The organism is Flavobacterium sp. ov086 (assembly GCF_900187965.1).
Taxonomy (GTDB): Bacteria; Bacteroidota; Bacteroidia; order Flavobacteriales; family Flavobacteriaceae; genus Flavobacterium.
Window position 1 is genome coordinate 66,405 of record NZ_FZNL01000007.1, and the last position, 16,045, is coordinate 82,449.

The following is a 16,045-nucleotide window of genomic DNA, read 5'->3' on the forward strand; positions in this document are numbered from 1 at the left end:
GTAACGGTTTGAGTTGAAGTACAGCTATTAGCATCTGTTACAGTTACGGTATAAGTTCCTCCGCTAAGCCCTGTTGCAGTTGCAGCAGTTCCTCCAGACGGAGACCATACATAAGAGTATGCACCATTTCCTCCGGTTGCAGTTACAGTTGCAGATCCTGTAGTTCCTCCATTACAAAGAATATCTGTTTGAGAAGTTATAGAAGAAGTTAAAAGAGCTGGCTCAATTATAGTCACATTGTCGGTTGTAGTACAACTATTGGCATCAGTAACAGTAACAGTATAATTTCCGGGACTAAGTCCTGTTGCAGTTGCAGCCGAACCACCAGTAGGTAACCAGGCATAGGTATAAGAACCTGCTCCGCCAGTTGGTGTTACAGTTGCAGATCCATCGTTAGACCCGTTGCACGAAATATCACTGTGAGCTGTTATAGAAGCTAGTAATACAGATGGCTCGGTAATAGTAGTACTTTGTGTTATAGTACAGCTATTGGCATCTGTTACAGTTACTGTATAAGTTCCTGCAGTAAGTCCTGATGCAGTTGCAGCAGTTCCTCCAGTTGGAGACCATGAATAAGTATATGCACCAGTTCCTCCGGTTGCAGTTACAGTAGCAGATCCGTTTGTTCCTCCGTTACAACTTACTTGTGTTGGTGTAATTGTTGCAGTAAGAGCATTAGGTTCTGTAATTGTAAATGCTTGTGTAGCCTGACATAAGTTAGCATCTGTTACAGTTACCGTATAAGTTCCTGCTGTAAGTCCTGTTGCTGTTGCACCTGTTTGTCCGCCAGGTGACCATGCATAAGAGTATGCCCCAGTTCCGCCTGTTACAACTACAGAAGCTTCTCCTGTAGTTGCACCATTGCATAATAAATCAATTTGTGATGGAGTAGTTGCTAAAGGTGTCGGTTCTATAATTGTAAAGTTTTTTACAATAGAACAGCCACTAGGAGAAGTTATTGTTACACTATAATTACCAGCAGTAAGATTACTCGCTGTATCACTATTTCCACCAGACGGTGCCCATACATAAGTAAAAGGTCCCGGAGCTCCTGATGCAACTACACTGGCTGAACCTGTGTTTGTACCATTACATAAAACATCAGTTTGACTTGTAGCAGCAACTAAGGTATTTGTGGTTGTGATAGTGAAGTTTTCGGTAAGAGCACATCCATTTGCGTCTGTGATTAAACAAGAGTGATTTCCTGCTGCTAATCCTGTTGCTGTTGCTGTCGTTTGACCAGATGGTGACCAAAAATAAGTATAAGAGCCTGCACCACCGCTTGCGGTTACAGTTGCTTGTCCTCCAGTTGTACAGGTAGCACTTATTTGGCTTGTTATGGCGCTTAAAGCTGATGGTTGATTGATAGTGACAGGAGCAGTTGTAGTAGTACATCCGTTACCATCAGTAATTAAACAAGTATAAGATCCTACAGTAAGTCCTGTTGCAGTTGCAGCAGTTCCGCCAGAAGGTGACCATGCGTAAGTATAGGTACCAGATCCACCAGATGCAGATGCTGTTGCACTTCCAGTTGCTCCGGCATTACATAATACATCAGTTCCGGAAGCTGTAGCCGTTAAAACAGCTGGTTCGCCTATAGTAACAGGTATTGTATGTGAGCATGTATTTGCATCTTGAATAGTCACAGTATAAGTCCCTGCACTAAGTCCTGATGCTGTTGCAGCAGTTCCGCCAGTGGGAGACCATGAATAAGTATATCCTCCAACTCCGCCAGAAGCAGTTACAGTTGCAGATCCGTTAGTACCTCCATTACATGAAACATCAGTATGCACCTCAGTAGCAGATATTTCAGTAGGAGTACCTACATTTATAGTTTTTGTTAATGTACATCCATTTGAATCTGTAATTGTACAAGTATAATCTCCAGTTGAAAGTCCTGAGGCCGTAACTCCCGTTCCTCCCGAAGGTGCCCATGAATACGTATAATTTGGAGTTCCTCCCGATACTGTTACAGTTGCAGTACCATTTGATCCACTAAAACAGCTAACAGGTGTTGAACTTGTAGAGGCAGAAAGTGCTGCTCCCGGTCCGGAGATATTAAATCCCTGAGACGTCATACAGCTATTAGCATCGAAAATAGTTACGGTATAACTTCCTGCAGGTAAACCCGAAGCTGTTGCTCCTGTACCTCCAGATGGAGACCATGAGTAAGAATAGCTACCAGTTCCTCCAGTTACACTTACTGTTGCAGATCCTGTAGTATCTCCAAAACAATTTACATTTGTTTGTGCAATTGGAGATGCAACTAATGAATTTAATGGTTCTGTAATTATGAATGTTTTTGTATCTGAACAGCTGTTAGCATCTGTAACTGTTACAGTATAAACTCCTGCAATTAATCCTGTAATGTTATCTGTTGTAGCACCGCCTGGTGACCATAAGTAGGTATAGCCTGGTGTTCCACCAGTTACTGTTACGCTGGCTTCACCTGATGCGTCTCCATGACATAATATATCGGTTTGTGTACCAGCTATATTAATAGCGAGTGGATTTGAAAGAATAAAAGTTTGCGTTGCTGTACAGTTATTGCTATCTGTAACGGTAACTGTATAGGTACCTGCAGACAAGCCTGAAGCTGTTGCTGAGTTACCTCCGGCTGGAGACCATGAATAGGTATAGCCACCAGATCCTCCTGAAGCTAATACAGTTGCAAATCCATTCCCTCCGCTATTACAGCTTGGATCGCTAAATGCTCCTTTAGTAGCTACTAATACAGATGGCTCCGTAATAGTAAAGTTTTGTATTGTTGGACAAAGATTAGCGTCATTTATAGTCACATTATAATTTCCTTGCGCCAAATTAGATATAGTTGCACCAGTTGCACCATTAGACCAAAGATAAGTGTATGATCCTGTTCCTCCGGAAGGAGTAACTGTTGCAGAACCAGTAGTATCGCCATTACAACTTACATCTACTTGTGTTGGATTAGCAATGATCTTGTGTATTGTAAGAGTTGCACCATTTGAATTTGCTGCCGGAGCACAAGTTCCTGTAGCAACAGCTCTATACGAATAACCACTCATTGATGCAGTAGCTCCCGTTATAGTAAGTGTTGTAGTACTAGCACCGGAGTATAAAGAGCTATTACTTATGTTTGAATAACCAGCACCGGAATTTTCTTGCCACTGATATGATGTAGCATTTGATGCAATAACAGAGAAAGTCGTATTTGTTCCTTCACATATAGCACTTGCAGATGGATGTGAAGTTATTGAAGTTAGACCTAAAACAGTTATTGGTATTGTAATAGGAATTCCAGGACAAGTATTCAAAGTTGGAGTTACAGTATAGGTAACGATACCATTACCTGAAAGAACCTGATTTAAACTTGATCCTGTGCTATTAGAAAAACCGGTAACAGTACCACTGGTAAGAGCAGCTGTCCATGAAAAAGTAGCTCCAGTTGGTGTTGAGCTTAAAGCTACATTAGCAGACGTACCACTACAAATTGTATTTGAAGCCGGAGTTGCTATTGCAACTGGTAATGGATTTACTGTTACAGTTACTATAATAGGAAGACCCGGACAACCATTTATAGTTGGCGTTACCGTATAATTGGCTGTACCAACACCTGTTAGACTTTGAGCAATCGTAGTCCCGGAACCCGCGGACGCTCCACTAACGCTACCACTCATGGTAACAGTCCAGGCAAAAGTGGCACCAGTAGGAGTAGAGGTCAACGCAATGTTTGTTGAAGATCCACTGCAAATAATTGGAGCTGCTGGAGTTGCTGTTGCCGTTGGCAGCGGATTAACAGTAACAGTTACTATAATTGGTGTACCAGGACAATTGTTTAAAGTTGGAGTTACCGTATAGTTAATTGTACCGTTACCCGTTAAAGTTTGTGCAATAGCAGTTCCTGAACCGGCAGATGCTCCATTAACAGTACCACTTGTAGTGGCTATCGTCCATGCAAAAGTTGCTCCTGTAGGGGCCGAAGTTAGTGCAATATTAGTAGCGTTTCCACTACAGATTGTTTGTGATGACGGAGTTGCTGTAGCAACCGGTAATGAATTAACATTCAATTGAGCTAGACCATTCGAGGCTATAGTATTTGAACATGAACTTGTAAGGACAGCTCTATATAGGTAACCTTGCATTCCTGATGTAACAGATCCAATGCTAAGATTTGCTGTAGTTACTCCAGAATAACTAGGACTTGTTCCTCCATTAGTGATATTAACAAAACCTAAACCGGCGTCGACCTGCCATTGGTAAGTTGAGGTATTTGTTGCAACAACATTAAATGTTGCAGTTGATCCCACACAGGCTATATATGTTGCAGGCTGAGTGGTTATAGATGGCGATGAGGCTGCAAGAGTAGGTTCACTTATACTAACAGGATAAGTTTTAGTACATCCAATATTATCCGTAACAGTCACTGTATAATTTCCTGCAGTAAGCCCGCTGGCAGTTGCCGAGGTAATTCCCGAAGGGGACCATGAATAATCATATGGAATAAAACCTCCTGAAACTGAAACTGTTGCAGATCCGTTATTACCACCATTACAAGTTACATTGGTTAAAGCAGTTGTACTGACAACTATATTAGGAACTGTTAATGTAGCAGAATTAGAATTTGCAGTTCCTACACCACTAGCGGTACAACGATACAAATAGCCACTCATTGAGGCAGTTACATTTGTTATAGTTAAGGTTGCTGTAGTTACGCCAGAATAAGGCGCGCCATTTGATAAATTTGTAAATCCACTGCCAGTATTTACTTGCCATTGGTAACCAGTAGCATTAGTTGCCGTAATTGGGAAAGTAGTGGTACCACCTTCACAAAGCGTTCTGTTAGGCGGATTAACAGTAATTGCCGGAGGTATTCCTAAAAAAGGAGTACCGGATGGCATAGTTTGAGTTGTTAGAGAAAGCGTCCAGTTTGCCTGATTCATTACAGCAGTTCTAATTGCGGCAGCGTTTGCAAAAGGTACTCCCGTACCATTAAATTTTGCAGATTGTGGTACATTGCCACTTATTGTACCCGTGTAAAATGCACTTGTACCATTGGTAAGACCCACTGGTAAAACAGAAGTACTTGGCCCAATTGTACAGCTTGCACTAGGAACATCCCAGGTTGCAGCTGAGGTAGATGCATCGCATTTTGAATAACTGAGACCACCTTTTATGCTTGCGCCACCACCAGTAATTGAACCGCCACCACCTTGAAAAGCAATGATCTGATCCCCAACGGTAGATAAGGATAATCCGTTTAAAGGAGTTCCTTCCGTAACTGCCACTATACCATTCGCTGTTAAGGCAGTAGTACTTGGATTATAAGTAGAGGCATTGAGCCCGCTAATTAAGATTTCTGTACCCATAGGTATAGCGGTAGCAGAAGTCCATGTAACGGTTGATTCTGTAGTACCGGCGTTTACCCAGCCACTGCCTGTATATCCTCGGTCAGTAAAACTAATTATTGTACCGGCAGAAATATTAGTAAGCAGTACAAATGAATAACTGTCACTAAGCGAAGCCGAGGGAGTAGTTGACGCATCATATCCCGTAAAGATAATATCTCCAACTGCCAAAGTAGTTTGAGAGCTGGCCAGGTAACTTTGCAAAAATATCCCTAAGAATAAGGCGATATTTAGAAAGTTTTTAATTTGAGAGTAAAAATGTTTCATAATAGATTGATTAATTATAAAGAGGCAAATTGCTCGCCATTTTTTATACCAAAAATGAGCAATTTGTGCCCACTCATAAATGCTTCATCCGTATAAACAATATTTATACGAAGTTGTGTCTCATTACAACACTGAATAATAAGTCCTTTTTCTTCGTTTATATTCAAAATAGTTCCAGGGTTTTGAGGTTTTTCAGATTTAAAGCTTGTTAGAGAAGCTTCCAGAATACGTATATTCCATCCGTTCCATTGTGTATAAGCGCCTTTATTCCAGGGATTGCAGGCTCTTATTAATGCTTCTATAGATTTTGCATCTTGGTTTTGCCAATTGATACATACATCTGAGGCATTGGGTCTTTTATAATAATGTGATAGTGTTTCTTCTTGTAGAACTCCTTCTATATTTGTTTCAAGCAAAGTCAATACTTCAGGAATAATGTGAGAACCTAAATAAGATAAATTGGTACATAATAGTCCATGTGTCATTGTAACGTCTATTGGTAATTTCTTTTTTAATAGAATTGCACCGCGATCAATTTCTTCTTCAATAACATGAACACTTATTCCGGTTTCATTTTTTTGCTGTCTAATAGTTTCGAATACAGGATCAGATCCTCTCATTTCTGGTAAAAGCCCATAATGAAAATTGTAAAACAGGCTTGGATGCTGTTTTATACTTTCGGCAGGTATTTTCCATGGAAATGTCATCGTAAAAGCATATTTTATAGTAGTGTCTTTGGTTAATTCTTCTAACTGGATATTTAGTTTTTCTTTTTCAAGAAGTACTAAATTAACTCCTGTTTGAGAGGTAAATGCAAAGCAAAATTCTTTAATATCTTCATTATGTATTGGTATTGCAATGCTATGCAATCTGCCAATAGCAAAAACCGTTTGTATAGCCGCAAAAGCCATACGGTGATTGCATAAAACAACTATGTCGCATTTTGCACTCATGAATCTAAACAGGCATAAGCATTAAGCCAGGAGTTGGTTAAAGTATCTTTTATAGCATTTATGTTTTGCTGTAAACTTTCTCTTTCCTGGTCAAGATTTACTACTTCTGTTATAGTATCAAGATGGCAATTGCCAGTTTCTTCATTTTTGGTAACAGTGGCATAATAAACAGGTGCTTCTGAGAAACCGGTATTTGGATTTATAAATACAGATCCTCGTGGCGAATTGATTATAAGCCCATCTATTGAATTTTTGTTCATTATCGAAATAAACAAAGCAGCTTCCCATCCTAATAATGAAAAAACATTTGCTTTATTTACTTTAATGCTTTCCATAGCATTTACAAATTCAATATTTTCTTTTGATTCTATTTTTGATGACCACGGAACTGAACAACTCCAGTCATATCCCGGATAAGGTATTTTACTGAGCCATAATTCTTCGGCAGTAAAACCGCTTCCGTATGTTTTTGAAGCCAAAATGCTATCGAATTTTTTAGCTTCTCTAAAAAAATCTTCCGTCATGTCTCCACAAAATGAAGCAAGTACAGCAACATCTTTATTGTTTTCGAGATATTCGGCTAATGGTTCTAAGCTAAAGTCAGCTTTTTTTAATGGTGTAATGTGGTTATAGCTAATTGCACCTCCTTTTTCTTCGGCGGCAATAGCATAGGCATAAGGAGAGCGATAACCGGCATCGTAAAACGAACAGGTAAAAGCAAAATTATTTTGACCATCCTCAAATGCTTTACGTACAATAGCACGTGAGCATAAACTTCCTTGTAGAGAAAGAAAGTATGCATTTGATAGTTTCCCTTCAAAAGAATGAAAATGATAGCCACTATCCAGCACGATCAATATCTTGCCAGAGCTTTCAAAAAGAGGGTGAATAAACTCAGCCGAAATAGGATTCATATATCCTACTATTACATCAGTATCATTTAGTAATAGTGCTTCACAAGTAGTATAAATCTCTTCGCTTTTTGCGGCAAGGCCTATATTTGCAGATACTATTTGATGTGCTCCGTCAAGGCCCAATTTTTTAAAGCAGGTTTTTAATCCATCCATAATATCAAATGATATTGAAGGATAAAGAACAGAGCGGGGCAAAAGTAAAGCTATATTCATATTTTTTTTGTTAGGTTAAGGGTGCTCAGCGCGAAGATCCGTGCCAAGCCCCTTTATATTGGCAAATAAGTTTAATTTCTCGAAGGAAATATCCCGTACAAACATATAATGTAGTTCATACCTAAGTAAGGCTGTTGAACCGGTATAGGTGAGTTATTTCCTGTCACGCCTATTGCTATTGTTGGTGTAACAGTACGTAGAGCAGTATCAGATGGCGAACTAGAATAAAGTCCTGTTAAGGACGCCAGATTATTGCCTGTTGGAGTGCCTACATCTCCTCCGTCTGATAGAGCTCCCATTGCGTACGAACCAGTGCCCAAGTGATTGTGACTTGGTAAGTTTGTAATAAGTGCAGTTACTGTATTTGATCCTTGTACTTGTCCTAATGCATATGAAGGTACACTAGGAGATTGTCCTGTACCCATAGGTGCGCGTCCGCGAAAATCCGGTAACGCAAATGTTTGAACACCATTACCGCCATAGGTTGTCCCCAAAAGGCTAAACAATGCATTATTAGTACTTATTGCTAATATTTGCCCTGCACAATAAGCCCAATTTTTAGGGGCAAAATCGGCAGCAAATAAGCGAATTTCTGATACTACTCCTTCCATGGTTATATATTTTTTAAATTAATTTCTACTTGGAAAAACACCTTCCATACAAATAATATAATTTGTTGAAAGGTAGGGTTGCATAATGCTAAAAGGGGCTCCCTGACCAGTTAGTGCAAGGGTTACAGTTGAGGTTTCAGCTTTTAAGGAAGTATCTCCTGCTGCGGTCGAGTATGCTCCTGTTAAACCTGCCAGTATGGTACCAGTTGGTGTTCCTGTAGTTCCTGCTCCTGAAAATACCGGAGGGGCAATAGCAGCTGTTCCCAGATGGTTATGACCCGGCATTTGTGCTGTTGACATTGTTACTGATTCTGAACCGCCAATCTGGCCCAGAAGCATTGAAAAACCTCCTCCTTGTGCTGTTCCTACTGGAATTCTGCCTCGAAGATCAGGAAGATTAAATGTTTGTACTCCATCTCCGCCGTATGTTGTACCAATTAGAGCGTAAAGCGCATCATATTCTGCTATACTAATTTGAGAGCCGTCACAAAAATGCCAGCCACGTGGTGCGAAATTACCCGCAAATAAGCGAACTTCTGCCATAGTTCCTTCCATAATAATGTTTTTTAAGAGTTAAAAATGTAAACAGAAAAAGTTATGAACGAGAGGGAAAATTGCCATACATACAAATGATGTAGTTCATACCTATTGAAGGTTGATTTAGTCCTAATGGTTGACCGTTACCAGCTAAACTAACAGTTACTGGGTAAGGAATTGGTTTTAGATTGGTGTCAACACCTCCTGTACTAAACATACTTGCTTTAGCAGCCAAAACATTTCCGGTTGGAGTATTTGCATCTCCCTCATCTGAATATGCAGGAACTGCAATATTTGCAGTAGAAATGTGAGTATGCGGAGGAATCTCTGCAACTGTTAATGAAATGCTACTCGCACCAGCCATATCTCCCAGGCTGTAGTCAGATAAACCAGGACCTTGTCCATTACCTAAAGCTACACGCCCTCTAAGATCAGGCAGACCAAAGCTTGTGGTACCATTTCCGCCATAGTAAGTCCCTAAAATCGAGAACAGGGCGGTGTTACTTTGAATTGCAATTAGGTTTCCATTGCAGTAAGACCAATTGCGTGGTGCAAATGACCCTGCAAAGAGGCGGATTTCTCCTATTGTTCCTTCCATAATTTGTTGGTTTTAGTAGTTAATATTTATAGTTACTTTTATATTAAACCTGCTTTTAGGTCATAACAGTTTTTTAATACAATGCTAAATTACTCTATATAAGGATCTCATAAGCAGGTGTTTATACCTGTTTTTTGAAGCGCTTTATACCATTCAATAGCATAATAAAAGGCAATCATTTTTACAACATCCTGGCACTATCATTTATTCCTTTCAATTTTTAAAATTAAATATCCAATGCATAAAATTTGGATAATATGACACAGAGCCGTTTTTTCGTGTCATAAAATCGATTTTTAATGCCACGTTAATTTTAATTGATTATTGTTGAATAAGCTTGATTGTTTTTCAATCAAAATGCAGAGATTTTATTGAAAGATTTGATATAGGGATATCTTTGTAGGCTTGTATTGAAGTGTTTTCTTTTGATTTGAGATAATAAATTTATAAAAAAATATGACATAACTAGTTGTAATACAGTAGTTTTTTAAGTTTATTCTTATTTTAGTTATAAAATGACGTTAGGAGTATGGCAAGTGGAAACTGATTGCATCTATAATAAAAATATTATAATTGTATGAAATCTCTAGAGGAAGCTTATTTCTTTTAAATTGATTGCATATAATAGCGAAACAAAATAGCTATGTCTATTGTAAAAGTAGTTGAGAATTAGATTTGTACGGAAAAATGGTAATGGACCTTTCGTGTACATAAACAAAAGAAATTGGATGCTTTTGTATACAAATTATAGACAAAATAGATGTTTTATCGACAAAATACATTTTGTCTATTTATTACGTAGACAAGATTATGATTGCTTTATTGAATTTCTTGTGTTTGATCTTTGTCAAAGTTTTAAACTTTGACAAAGATTTCGCAATGACAAAGCAAGCCCTAGATTTTTTGAGCAGCTCCGAAGGAACAAAATATATTGTAGAGATGGGTTTTAATCCATTATGGGAGGAATTTTTTAAGAAACAGTTCTCAGGTACGAGATAATATCCTGTTCTTTTTTAAGAGTCAATTTCTTTTTCAGGCGATATTTGTGAGTTCGTACGCTTTCCTGATTGATTCCAAGGAGATTTGTGATGTCATTGTTGCTCATATTCATTTTGATGTAGCAACAATATTTTAAATCTTTGGAGCTTAGAGAAGGATGTTTTTTGGCTAGAGCTAAAAGAAAATTGGGATTCGACTGTTCAAAATAAATCTTAAAATCATCCCAGAGTTTATTATCGTTGGCGACCGTTTTTATAGAATTTACGATAGACATTAATTCTATTCTTGTACTGTCGTCTACGTTAGGATAGAGATACGAAATGCGTTCTTTAACCTTTAAAAGTACTTCAATCTTTTGATCAAGTTCCATTACATAATGGCTTAGCTGATTGGTGTTATTTTTCTGAAATGCTGCTTCTACAAAAGAGATTGGTATGTTAGTTCTCGATTTCCCTTTTTTGAGACGAAATATAGATTTGATTCTATAAATTAAGTATTCGGTGTTATGCAAATGATTGTAAGAATACGTAAAAACAATACAGTTTTTTGACCAGAAGAGCGATTCACATTCATCACTTTTTGTTAAGCATAAAATTGGAATACCGTCTTTGCAGGAATTAAAATTAGGATCGTTTATAATGGATTGGTTGTTTCTGAAACACAAAAAAATTAAATCGGGATTTAATGATTCTGCGGTAGGGTTTAAATCGGCGGCTCTTGAAACGGAAACGGTTGAAATTGTAAAATCGGATATTGCAGACACAATATTTAATACTTTGGCTAGAACCATAGTATCATCACATCCAATCAATATTGTTTTCTTGTCAAGCATTTTGTTTTGGGGAGTAATATTTTGCCTGCGTTATCTTGTTTTTTAATTCGTTTTTAAAATTAAATATCTTTTTATTGCAGAAAGAAAAATATGCCATAAAAAGGTTTTTTTCTGTCATGAAATAAATTTATTATGTGCGATTATTTTTTCTGAAAAAGAGTTTAAGCTTTTCTTTCAAAGAGAAAGATTTTCATCAAAAAAATGGAATAAAAGGTTTCTACGGGGCTTGTAAAAAGAAGTTGATTTTTTTATTTGGAAATGTAAAATTATAAAATAAATACGACACGATGATAAGTAATTAGGACTTCTTTTTTTGTGTATATTCTTATTTAATGATTTTTTTACATAAAAAAAGGATTCTTCAATATCGAAGAATCCTTTTATATAAGTTGAAATGATTTTGACTTATTTAACTACTTTTTTAAATCTCATCATTGGCACGTCTTTCACCAACAAATTTAGTTTTCCGTCTTTATCAATAGAGTACGAATCGATTGTTCTGATCATTTGTGTAAATGTTTGCTCACCACCGCCTTCGCAATACATCATTGTTGTTGGACCTTGTTCTCCAAAAGTAAGAGAATTTCCTTTTAAAGTATAAGGTGCACTATATCCGTTACAGCCTGCATTTCCCGAAACTTCATTTTTACTTTCATCAAATTTGATAAATGGCTTTTTATCAGGGAATAAACCATTAAAAGCAATACGCGGGCCAGAAATATATTCTAATTCCCAGGTTGTATTGTAAAGAGCAGAAGCAGCTGTAGCAGTCTTCTTTGTACAACAAGAATTAAATGATAGTGCTAAAACAGCAACAAATAGTAAGATGTAGTTTTTCATAAAAAATGATTTTAGAACATAAATTTAGTAATTATTAATAGAATTCACTCCAAAAACGATGCCTAATTTTAATTTTTGATATTCATTTTCGTTTTAATTTCAGAATATATAGTCCGTAGGGCAATGTCATTAAGTTAAGGGGAAATCTATAAAATTACTTAAAAGTTTAATTAAGAAAGTAATTAGAAAAATCCGTTTTTATCAGCGTTTTTACAAAGTAAATCTGTTTTATCCGCGTCAAAATTAGACGCTGATTTTACTGATTCGCTAAAGCGAAAACGCTGATAAAAACGGATTTGATTTGTAATAATTTTATTTGGCGAAGAAATCTCGCGCAAAGGCGCTAAGTCGCAAAGTTTTGTCATTTCGACGGAGGAGAAATCACACTAGAAACTCTGCAATCAAAATCACCAATCTTTGCCGAATCCCGCGTGTGATTTCTCCTTCGTCGAAATGACAATATTGTGTTTAAGCTTCGATTTTACGAGATTAAATTTTATTTTTTAAAAGCTTAACTTAATGACATTTGCTTTTCAAGTCTTGCTTCTTACGTCTTTCTTCTATAATCTTTCTTCTACGAGTCTAATTCTTAAACCGGCAAACTCTTATCAAACGCAGCGCCAAACGAAAAAAACGAATCTGTGCTTCCAACACCTTCAATTTGGTGAATTTGTTCGTATAGAATCTTACGTAGTTCTTCGTTGTTTACCGATACAATTTTTATAAATAAAGCATATTTTCCCGAAACCCAATGACATTCTATTACTTCTGGAATTTCTTTTAATTTTTCGGCAATCGAATACGAATAACGAGCTTCTTTGGTAACGATTCCGGTATAGGTAATGGTTTCAAAACCAAGTTCTTTAGGATTTAGCTTTACAGAAAAACCTGTAATAACTCCCGCTTCTTGCAATTTTTTTACTCGTAAATGCACCAATGAATTGGAGATGTTTAATTCCTTTGCGAGGTCAGAAAATGGTATTCTTCCGTTCTCACTCAGCTTTTGTATGATTTCTCGATCTAAATAGTCAGTATTTTCATTCTTCTTAATGCTCGCCATAGCCCGTATTTGTTTATTGATTCTACAATTTTGACAATTCTTTTGTTAAAACTCCTTTTCAAAGTGTCAAAAATACAAAATTTATCATAAAATATGTCGTGTTGTAAATAATCGTATCAATTGAGTGTTATATTAACAGTAAAATATATAGATTTGTGTCATAATAACATTATTTTAACATAACTGAAATGGATAAAGATCAATTACTTACGAAACTATGGGAGCAATATGCTGATATTACTCCATCTGCAAGAAAAATACATGAATTATTAGAAGACAGAGGTGAAGAAATCCAGAATGACCATATCGCAATTCGTACTTTCAATGATAAACGTGTTAATATTGAGGTATTAGAAAAACCTTTTTTAAATGTTGGTTATGAGGCAAAAGGCGAATATAATTTTGAAACCAAAAAATTATATGCAAAACATTATGAGCATGCAACGGATAAAAGCGCTCCAAGAATTTTTATTTCTGAATTAGAATTAGAAAAATGTTCAACTGAATTGCAGGAAACAGTACAGAATATATTGAACAGCTGTGATCAAAATGTATTCAATGATCCTGAATTGGTTTTAAGCGGTTCTGTTTGGAAAGGAAACTCTCAAAAGATCTACAAAACTTTATTAGAGGAATCTGAATATGCTGCATGGATGTACGTTTACGGTTTTAGAGCCAATCACTTTACTATAAATACTAATGCTTTAAAAGAGTTTAAAACATTAGAAGAATTAAACAACTTCCTAGAAGAAAGCGGATGGAAACTAAACGCATCTGGAGGAAAAATCAAAGGAACTCCAGAACAATTACTGGAACAATCAAGCACATTGGCTGATTTGTATGTGGTAGATTTTGAAGAAGGAGCGATTGAAATTCCGTCTTGTTATTATGAATTTGCACTTCGTTACCCAATGGCAAACGGAGAATTATACCAAGGATTTGTGGCTTCATCTGCTGATAAAATATTTGAAAGTACAGATGTAAAGCTGCAGGAAACCAAATAATAAAATACCAAAACAAGTTTTTTACAGAAGTTACTATTCCTGCAAGGTTTTTTAAACCTTGTAGGTATAACTATATTCAAAAATTAATATTTAAAACCTGTAAGGTTAAAAAAACCTTGCAGGATAATGAACCAAGGAAGTTAAAAATAATCTTGTTTTTTGATAAAAGCAGCATAACAAATTAATAAAAAGTCAGGATGACAGAAACAGAATTAGGATTCGGAATTAAAGAGGCTTTAGACCAATTAGGAATAAAGGAAATTAACGAAGGAACTTCAACGGGAGTAAACAATTTTTCTAACGGAGATATCTTAGAAAGTTATTCTCCGGTTGATGGAGAATTAATTGGAAAAATTAAAACTTCGACTGCCGCTGATTATGAGAAAGTAATGGAATCGGCTACGGCTGCTTTCAAACAATTCAGAGTAATGCCAGCGCCACAACGTGGAGAAATCGTTCGTCAGTTTGGAGAAAAATTGCGCAAAAATAAAGAAGCTTTAGGAAAACTGGTTTCCTATGAAATGGGGAAATCCTTGCAGGAAGGTTACGGAGAAGTTCAGGAAATGATCGATATCTGTGATTTTGCAGTAGGACTTTCGCGTCAGCTACACGGATTAACGATGCACTCGGAGCGCCCTGGACACAGAATGTACGAGCAATACCATCCGTTAGGAGTTGTTGGAATCATTTCGGCATTTAACTTTCCGGTAGCAGTTTGGGCTTGGAATACGGCTTTGGCTTGGATTTGCGGAGATGTTTGCGTTTGGAAACCTTCCGAAAAAACACCTCTTTGCGGAATTGCCTGCCAAAACATTATTGCTGAAGTTATCAAAGAAAACAATCTTCCGGAAGGAATTTCTTGTTTGATCAATGGCGATTACAAAATAGGAGAGATGTTGACAAGCGATAAACGCGTGCCGTTAATTTCGGCTACAGGTTCTACTCGTATGGGTAAAATCGTAGCGCAGGTAGTTGCAGGACGTTTAGGAAATTCATTATTAGAACTAGGTGGAAACAACGCGATTATTGTAACGCCGGATGCTGATATTAAAATGACTGTTATTGGAGCTGTTTTTGGCGCGGTAGGAACTGCAGGACAACGTTGTACATCGACACGTCGTTTGATTATTCACGAAAGTATTTATGACAAAGTTAAAGATGCGATAGTTTCGGCCTACAAGCAATTACGTATTGGAAATCCATTGGACGAAAAGAATCACGTTGGTCCGCTAATCGACAAACATGCTGTTGAAATGTACAATCAAGCTCTTGAAAAAGTGGTTGCCGAAGGAGGGAAAATCCTTGTTGAAGGCGGCGTGCTTTCGGGAGAAGGTTACGAAAGCGGCTGTTATGTAAAACCTGCAATTGCAGAAGCTGATAACTCATTTGAAATTGTACAACACGAAACTTTTGCTCCAGTATTGTACTTATTAAAATATTCAGGAACTGTAGAGGATGCTATTGCAATCCAAAACGGTGTAGGACAAGGATTGTCTTCGGCGATTATGACAAATAATTTAAGAGAGGCCGAATTGTTTTTATCTGTTACAGGTTCTGACTGCGGTATTGCAAACGTAAATATCGGAACATCAGGTGCTGAAATTGGAGGCGCTTTTGGTGGAGAAAAAGAAACAGGCGGAGGAAGAGAATCCGGATCTGATGCCTGGAAAGTTTACATGCGAAGACAAACGAATACCATTAACTACACTACAAGTTTGCCATTAGCACAAGGAATAAAATTTGATTTATAAGCCGAATTAGAACTAAAGCTTATACAAAATCAAAATCCCAAGAATGAGAATACCTTAATTTATCAGGTCAGTGTTTTACCAC

Annotated in this window: 11 protein-coding genes; 2 read left to right on the forward strand and 9 right to left on the reverse strand. The window is 37.1% G+C overall.

What is annotated here, in order from left to right:
• The 9 genes from CHB81_RS26840 to CHB81_RS09865 form a co-directional block, all read right to left on the reverse strand.
• Positions 1-5,651 (reverse strand): hypothetical protein (locus CHB81_RS26840; RefSeq protein WP_217899725.1); only part of this gene is annotated, 5,651 nt, incomplete at its 3' end.
• Positions 5,652-5,665: 14 nt separating this feature from the next.
• The gene (locus CHB81_RS09820) at positions 5,666-6,604 is read right to left on the reverse strand and encodes a formyltransferase family protein (protein ID WP_089351722.1); all 939 of its coding nucleotides are present in this window, start codon (positions 6,602-6,604) and stop codon (positions 5,666-5,668) included.
• Positions 6,601-7,731: a hypothetical protein gene (locus CHB81_RS09825; protein ID WP_141130386.1), complete on the reverse strand. Its 1,131-nt coding sequence runs from the start codon at positions 7,729-7,731 to the stop codon at positions 6,601-6,603. Before CHB81_RS09825 ends, CHB81_RS09820 begins: the two co-directional genes overlap by 4 nt.
• A gap of 71 nt (positions 7,732-7,802) precedes the next feature.
• Positions 7,803-8,342 carry a phage tail protein gene (locus CHB81_RS09830; protein WP_089351724.1) on the reverse strand — a complete coding sequence of 180 codons (540 nt, stop codon included), beginning with the start codon at positions 8,340-8,342 and terminating at the stop codon, positions 7,803-7,805.
• A gap of 18 nt (positions 8,343-8,360) precedes the next feature.
• Positions 8,361-8,897 carry a phage tail protein gene (locus CHB81_RS09835; protein ID WP_089351725.1) on the reverse strand — a complete coding sequence of 179 codons (537 nt, stop codon included), beginning with the start codon at positions 8,895-8,897 and terminating at the stop codon, positions 8,361-8,363.
• Positions 8,898-8,937: 40 nt separating this feature from the next.
• Positions 8,938-9,477 (reverse strand): phage tail protein, encoded by a 540-nt coding sequence (locus tag CHB81_RS09840; RefSeq protein WP_089351726.1) that lies wholly within the window; start codon positions 9,475-9,477, stop codon positions 8,938-8,940.
• A gap of 970 nt (positions 9,478-10,447) precedes the next feature.
• The gene (locus tag CHB81_RS09850) at positions 10,448-11,308 is read right to left on the reverse strand and encodes a LuxR C-terminal-related transcriptional regulator (protein WP_089351728.1); all 861 of its coding nucleotides are present in this window, start codon (positions 11,306-11,308) and stop codon (positions 10,448-10,450) included.
• Positions 11,309-11,713: 405 nt separating this feature from the next.
• Positions 11,714-12,148, reverse strand: a complete 435-nt coding sequence (locus CHB81_RS09855; RefSeq protein WP_089351729.1) for an META domain-containing protein — start codon at positions 12,146-12,148, stop codon at positions 11,714-11,716.
• Positions 12,149-12,737: 589 nt separating this feature from the next.
• A complete protein-coding gene (locus CHB81_RS09865) occupies positions 12,738-13,208 on the reverse strand; it encodes an Lrp/AsnC family transcriptional regulator (protein ID WP_089351731.1) in 471 nt (156 codons plus the stop codon).
• Between the two features lie 188 nt (positions 13,209-13,396).
• Between CHB81_RS09865 and CHB81_RS09870 the strand changes: the two genes are divergently transcribed.
• Together CHB81_RS09870 and CHB81_RS09875 are read left to right on the forward strand one after the other, a co-directional pair.
• A complete protein-coding gene (locus CHB81_RS09870; protein ID WP_089351732.1) occupies positions 13,397-14,212 on the forward strand; it encodes a DUF1338 domain-containing protein in 816 nt (271 codons plus the stop codon).
• A gap of 197 nt (positions 14,213-14,409) precedes the next feature.
• A complete protein-coding gene (locus CHB81_RS09875; RefSeq protein ID WP_089351733.1) occupies positions 14,410-15,963 on the forward strand; it encodes an aldehyde dehydrogenase family protein in 1,554 nt (517 codons plus the stop codon).
• The last annotated feature ends 82 nt before the right edge of the window (positions 15,964-16,045 follow it).

Bases quoted from the DNA above. Each gene is read 5' to 3' on its own strand.
- CHB81_RS09820 (WP_089351722.1), bottom strand. From the start codon at position 6,604: ATGAGTGCAAAATGCGACATAGTTGTTTTATGCAATCACCGTATGGCT.
- CHB81_RS09825 (WP_141130386.1), bottom strand. From the start codon at position 7,731: ATGAATATAGCTTTACTTTTGCCCCGCTCTGTTCTTTATCCTTCAATA.
- CHB81_RS09830 (WP_089351724.1), bottom strand. From the start codon at position 8,342: ATGGAAGGAGTAGTATCAGAAATTCGCTTATTTGCTGCCGATTTTGCC.
- CHB81_RS09835 (WP_089351725.1), bottom strand. From the start codon at position 8,897: ATGGAAGGAACTATGGCAGAAGTTCGCTTATTTGCGGGTAATTTCGCA.
- CHB81_RS09840 (WP_089351726.1), bottom strand. From the start codon at position 9,477: ATGGAAGGAACAATAGGAGAAATCCGCCTCTTTGCAGGGTCATTTGCA.
- CHB81_RS09850 (WP_089351728.1), bottom strand. From the start codon at position 11,308: ATGCTTGACAAGAAAACAATATTGATTGGATGTGATGATACTATGGTT.
- CHB81_RS09855 (WP_089351729.1), bottom strand. From the start codon at position 12,148: ATGAAAAACTACATCTTACTATTTGTTGCTGTTTTAGCACTATCATTT.
- CHB81_RS09865 (WP_089351731.1), bottom strand. From the start codon at position 13,208: ATGGCGAGCATTAAGAAGAATGAAAATACTGACTATTTAGATCGAGAA.
- CHB81_RS09870 (WP_089351732.1), top strand. From the start codon at position 13,397: ATGGATAAAGATCAATTACTTACGAAACTATGGGAGCAATATGCTGAT.
- CHB81_RS09875 (WP_089351733.1), top strand. From the start codon at position 14,410: ATGACAGAAACAGAATTAGGATTCGGAATTAAAGAGGCTTTAGACCAA.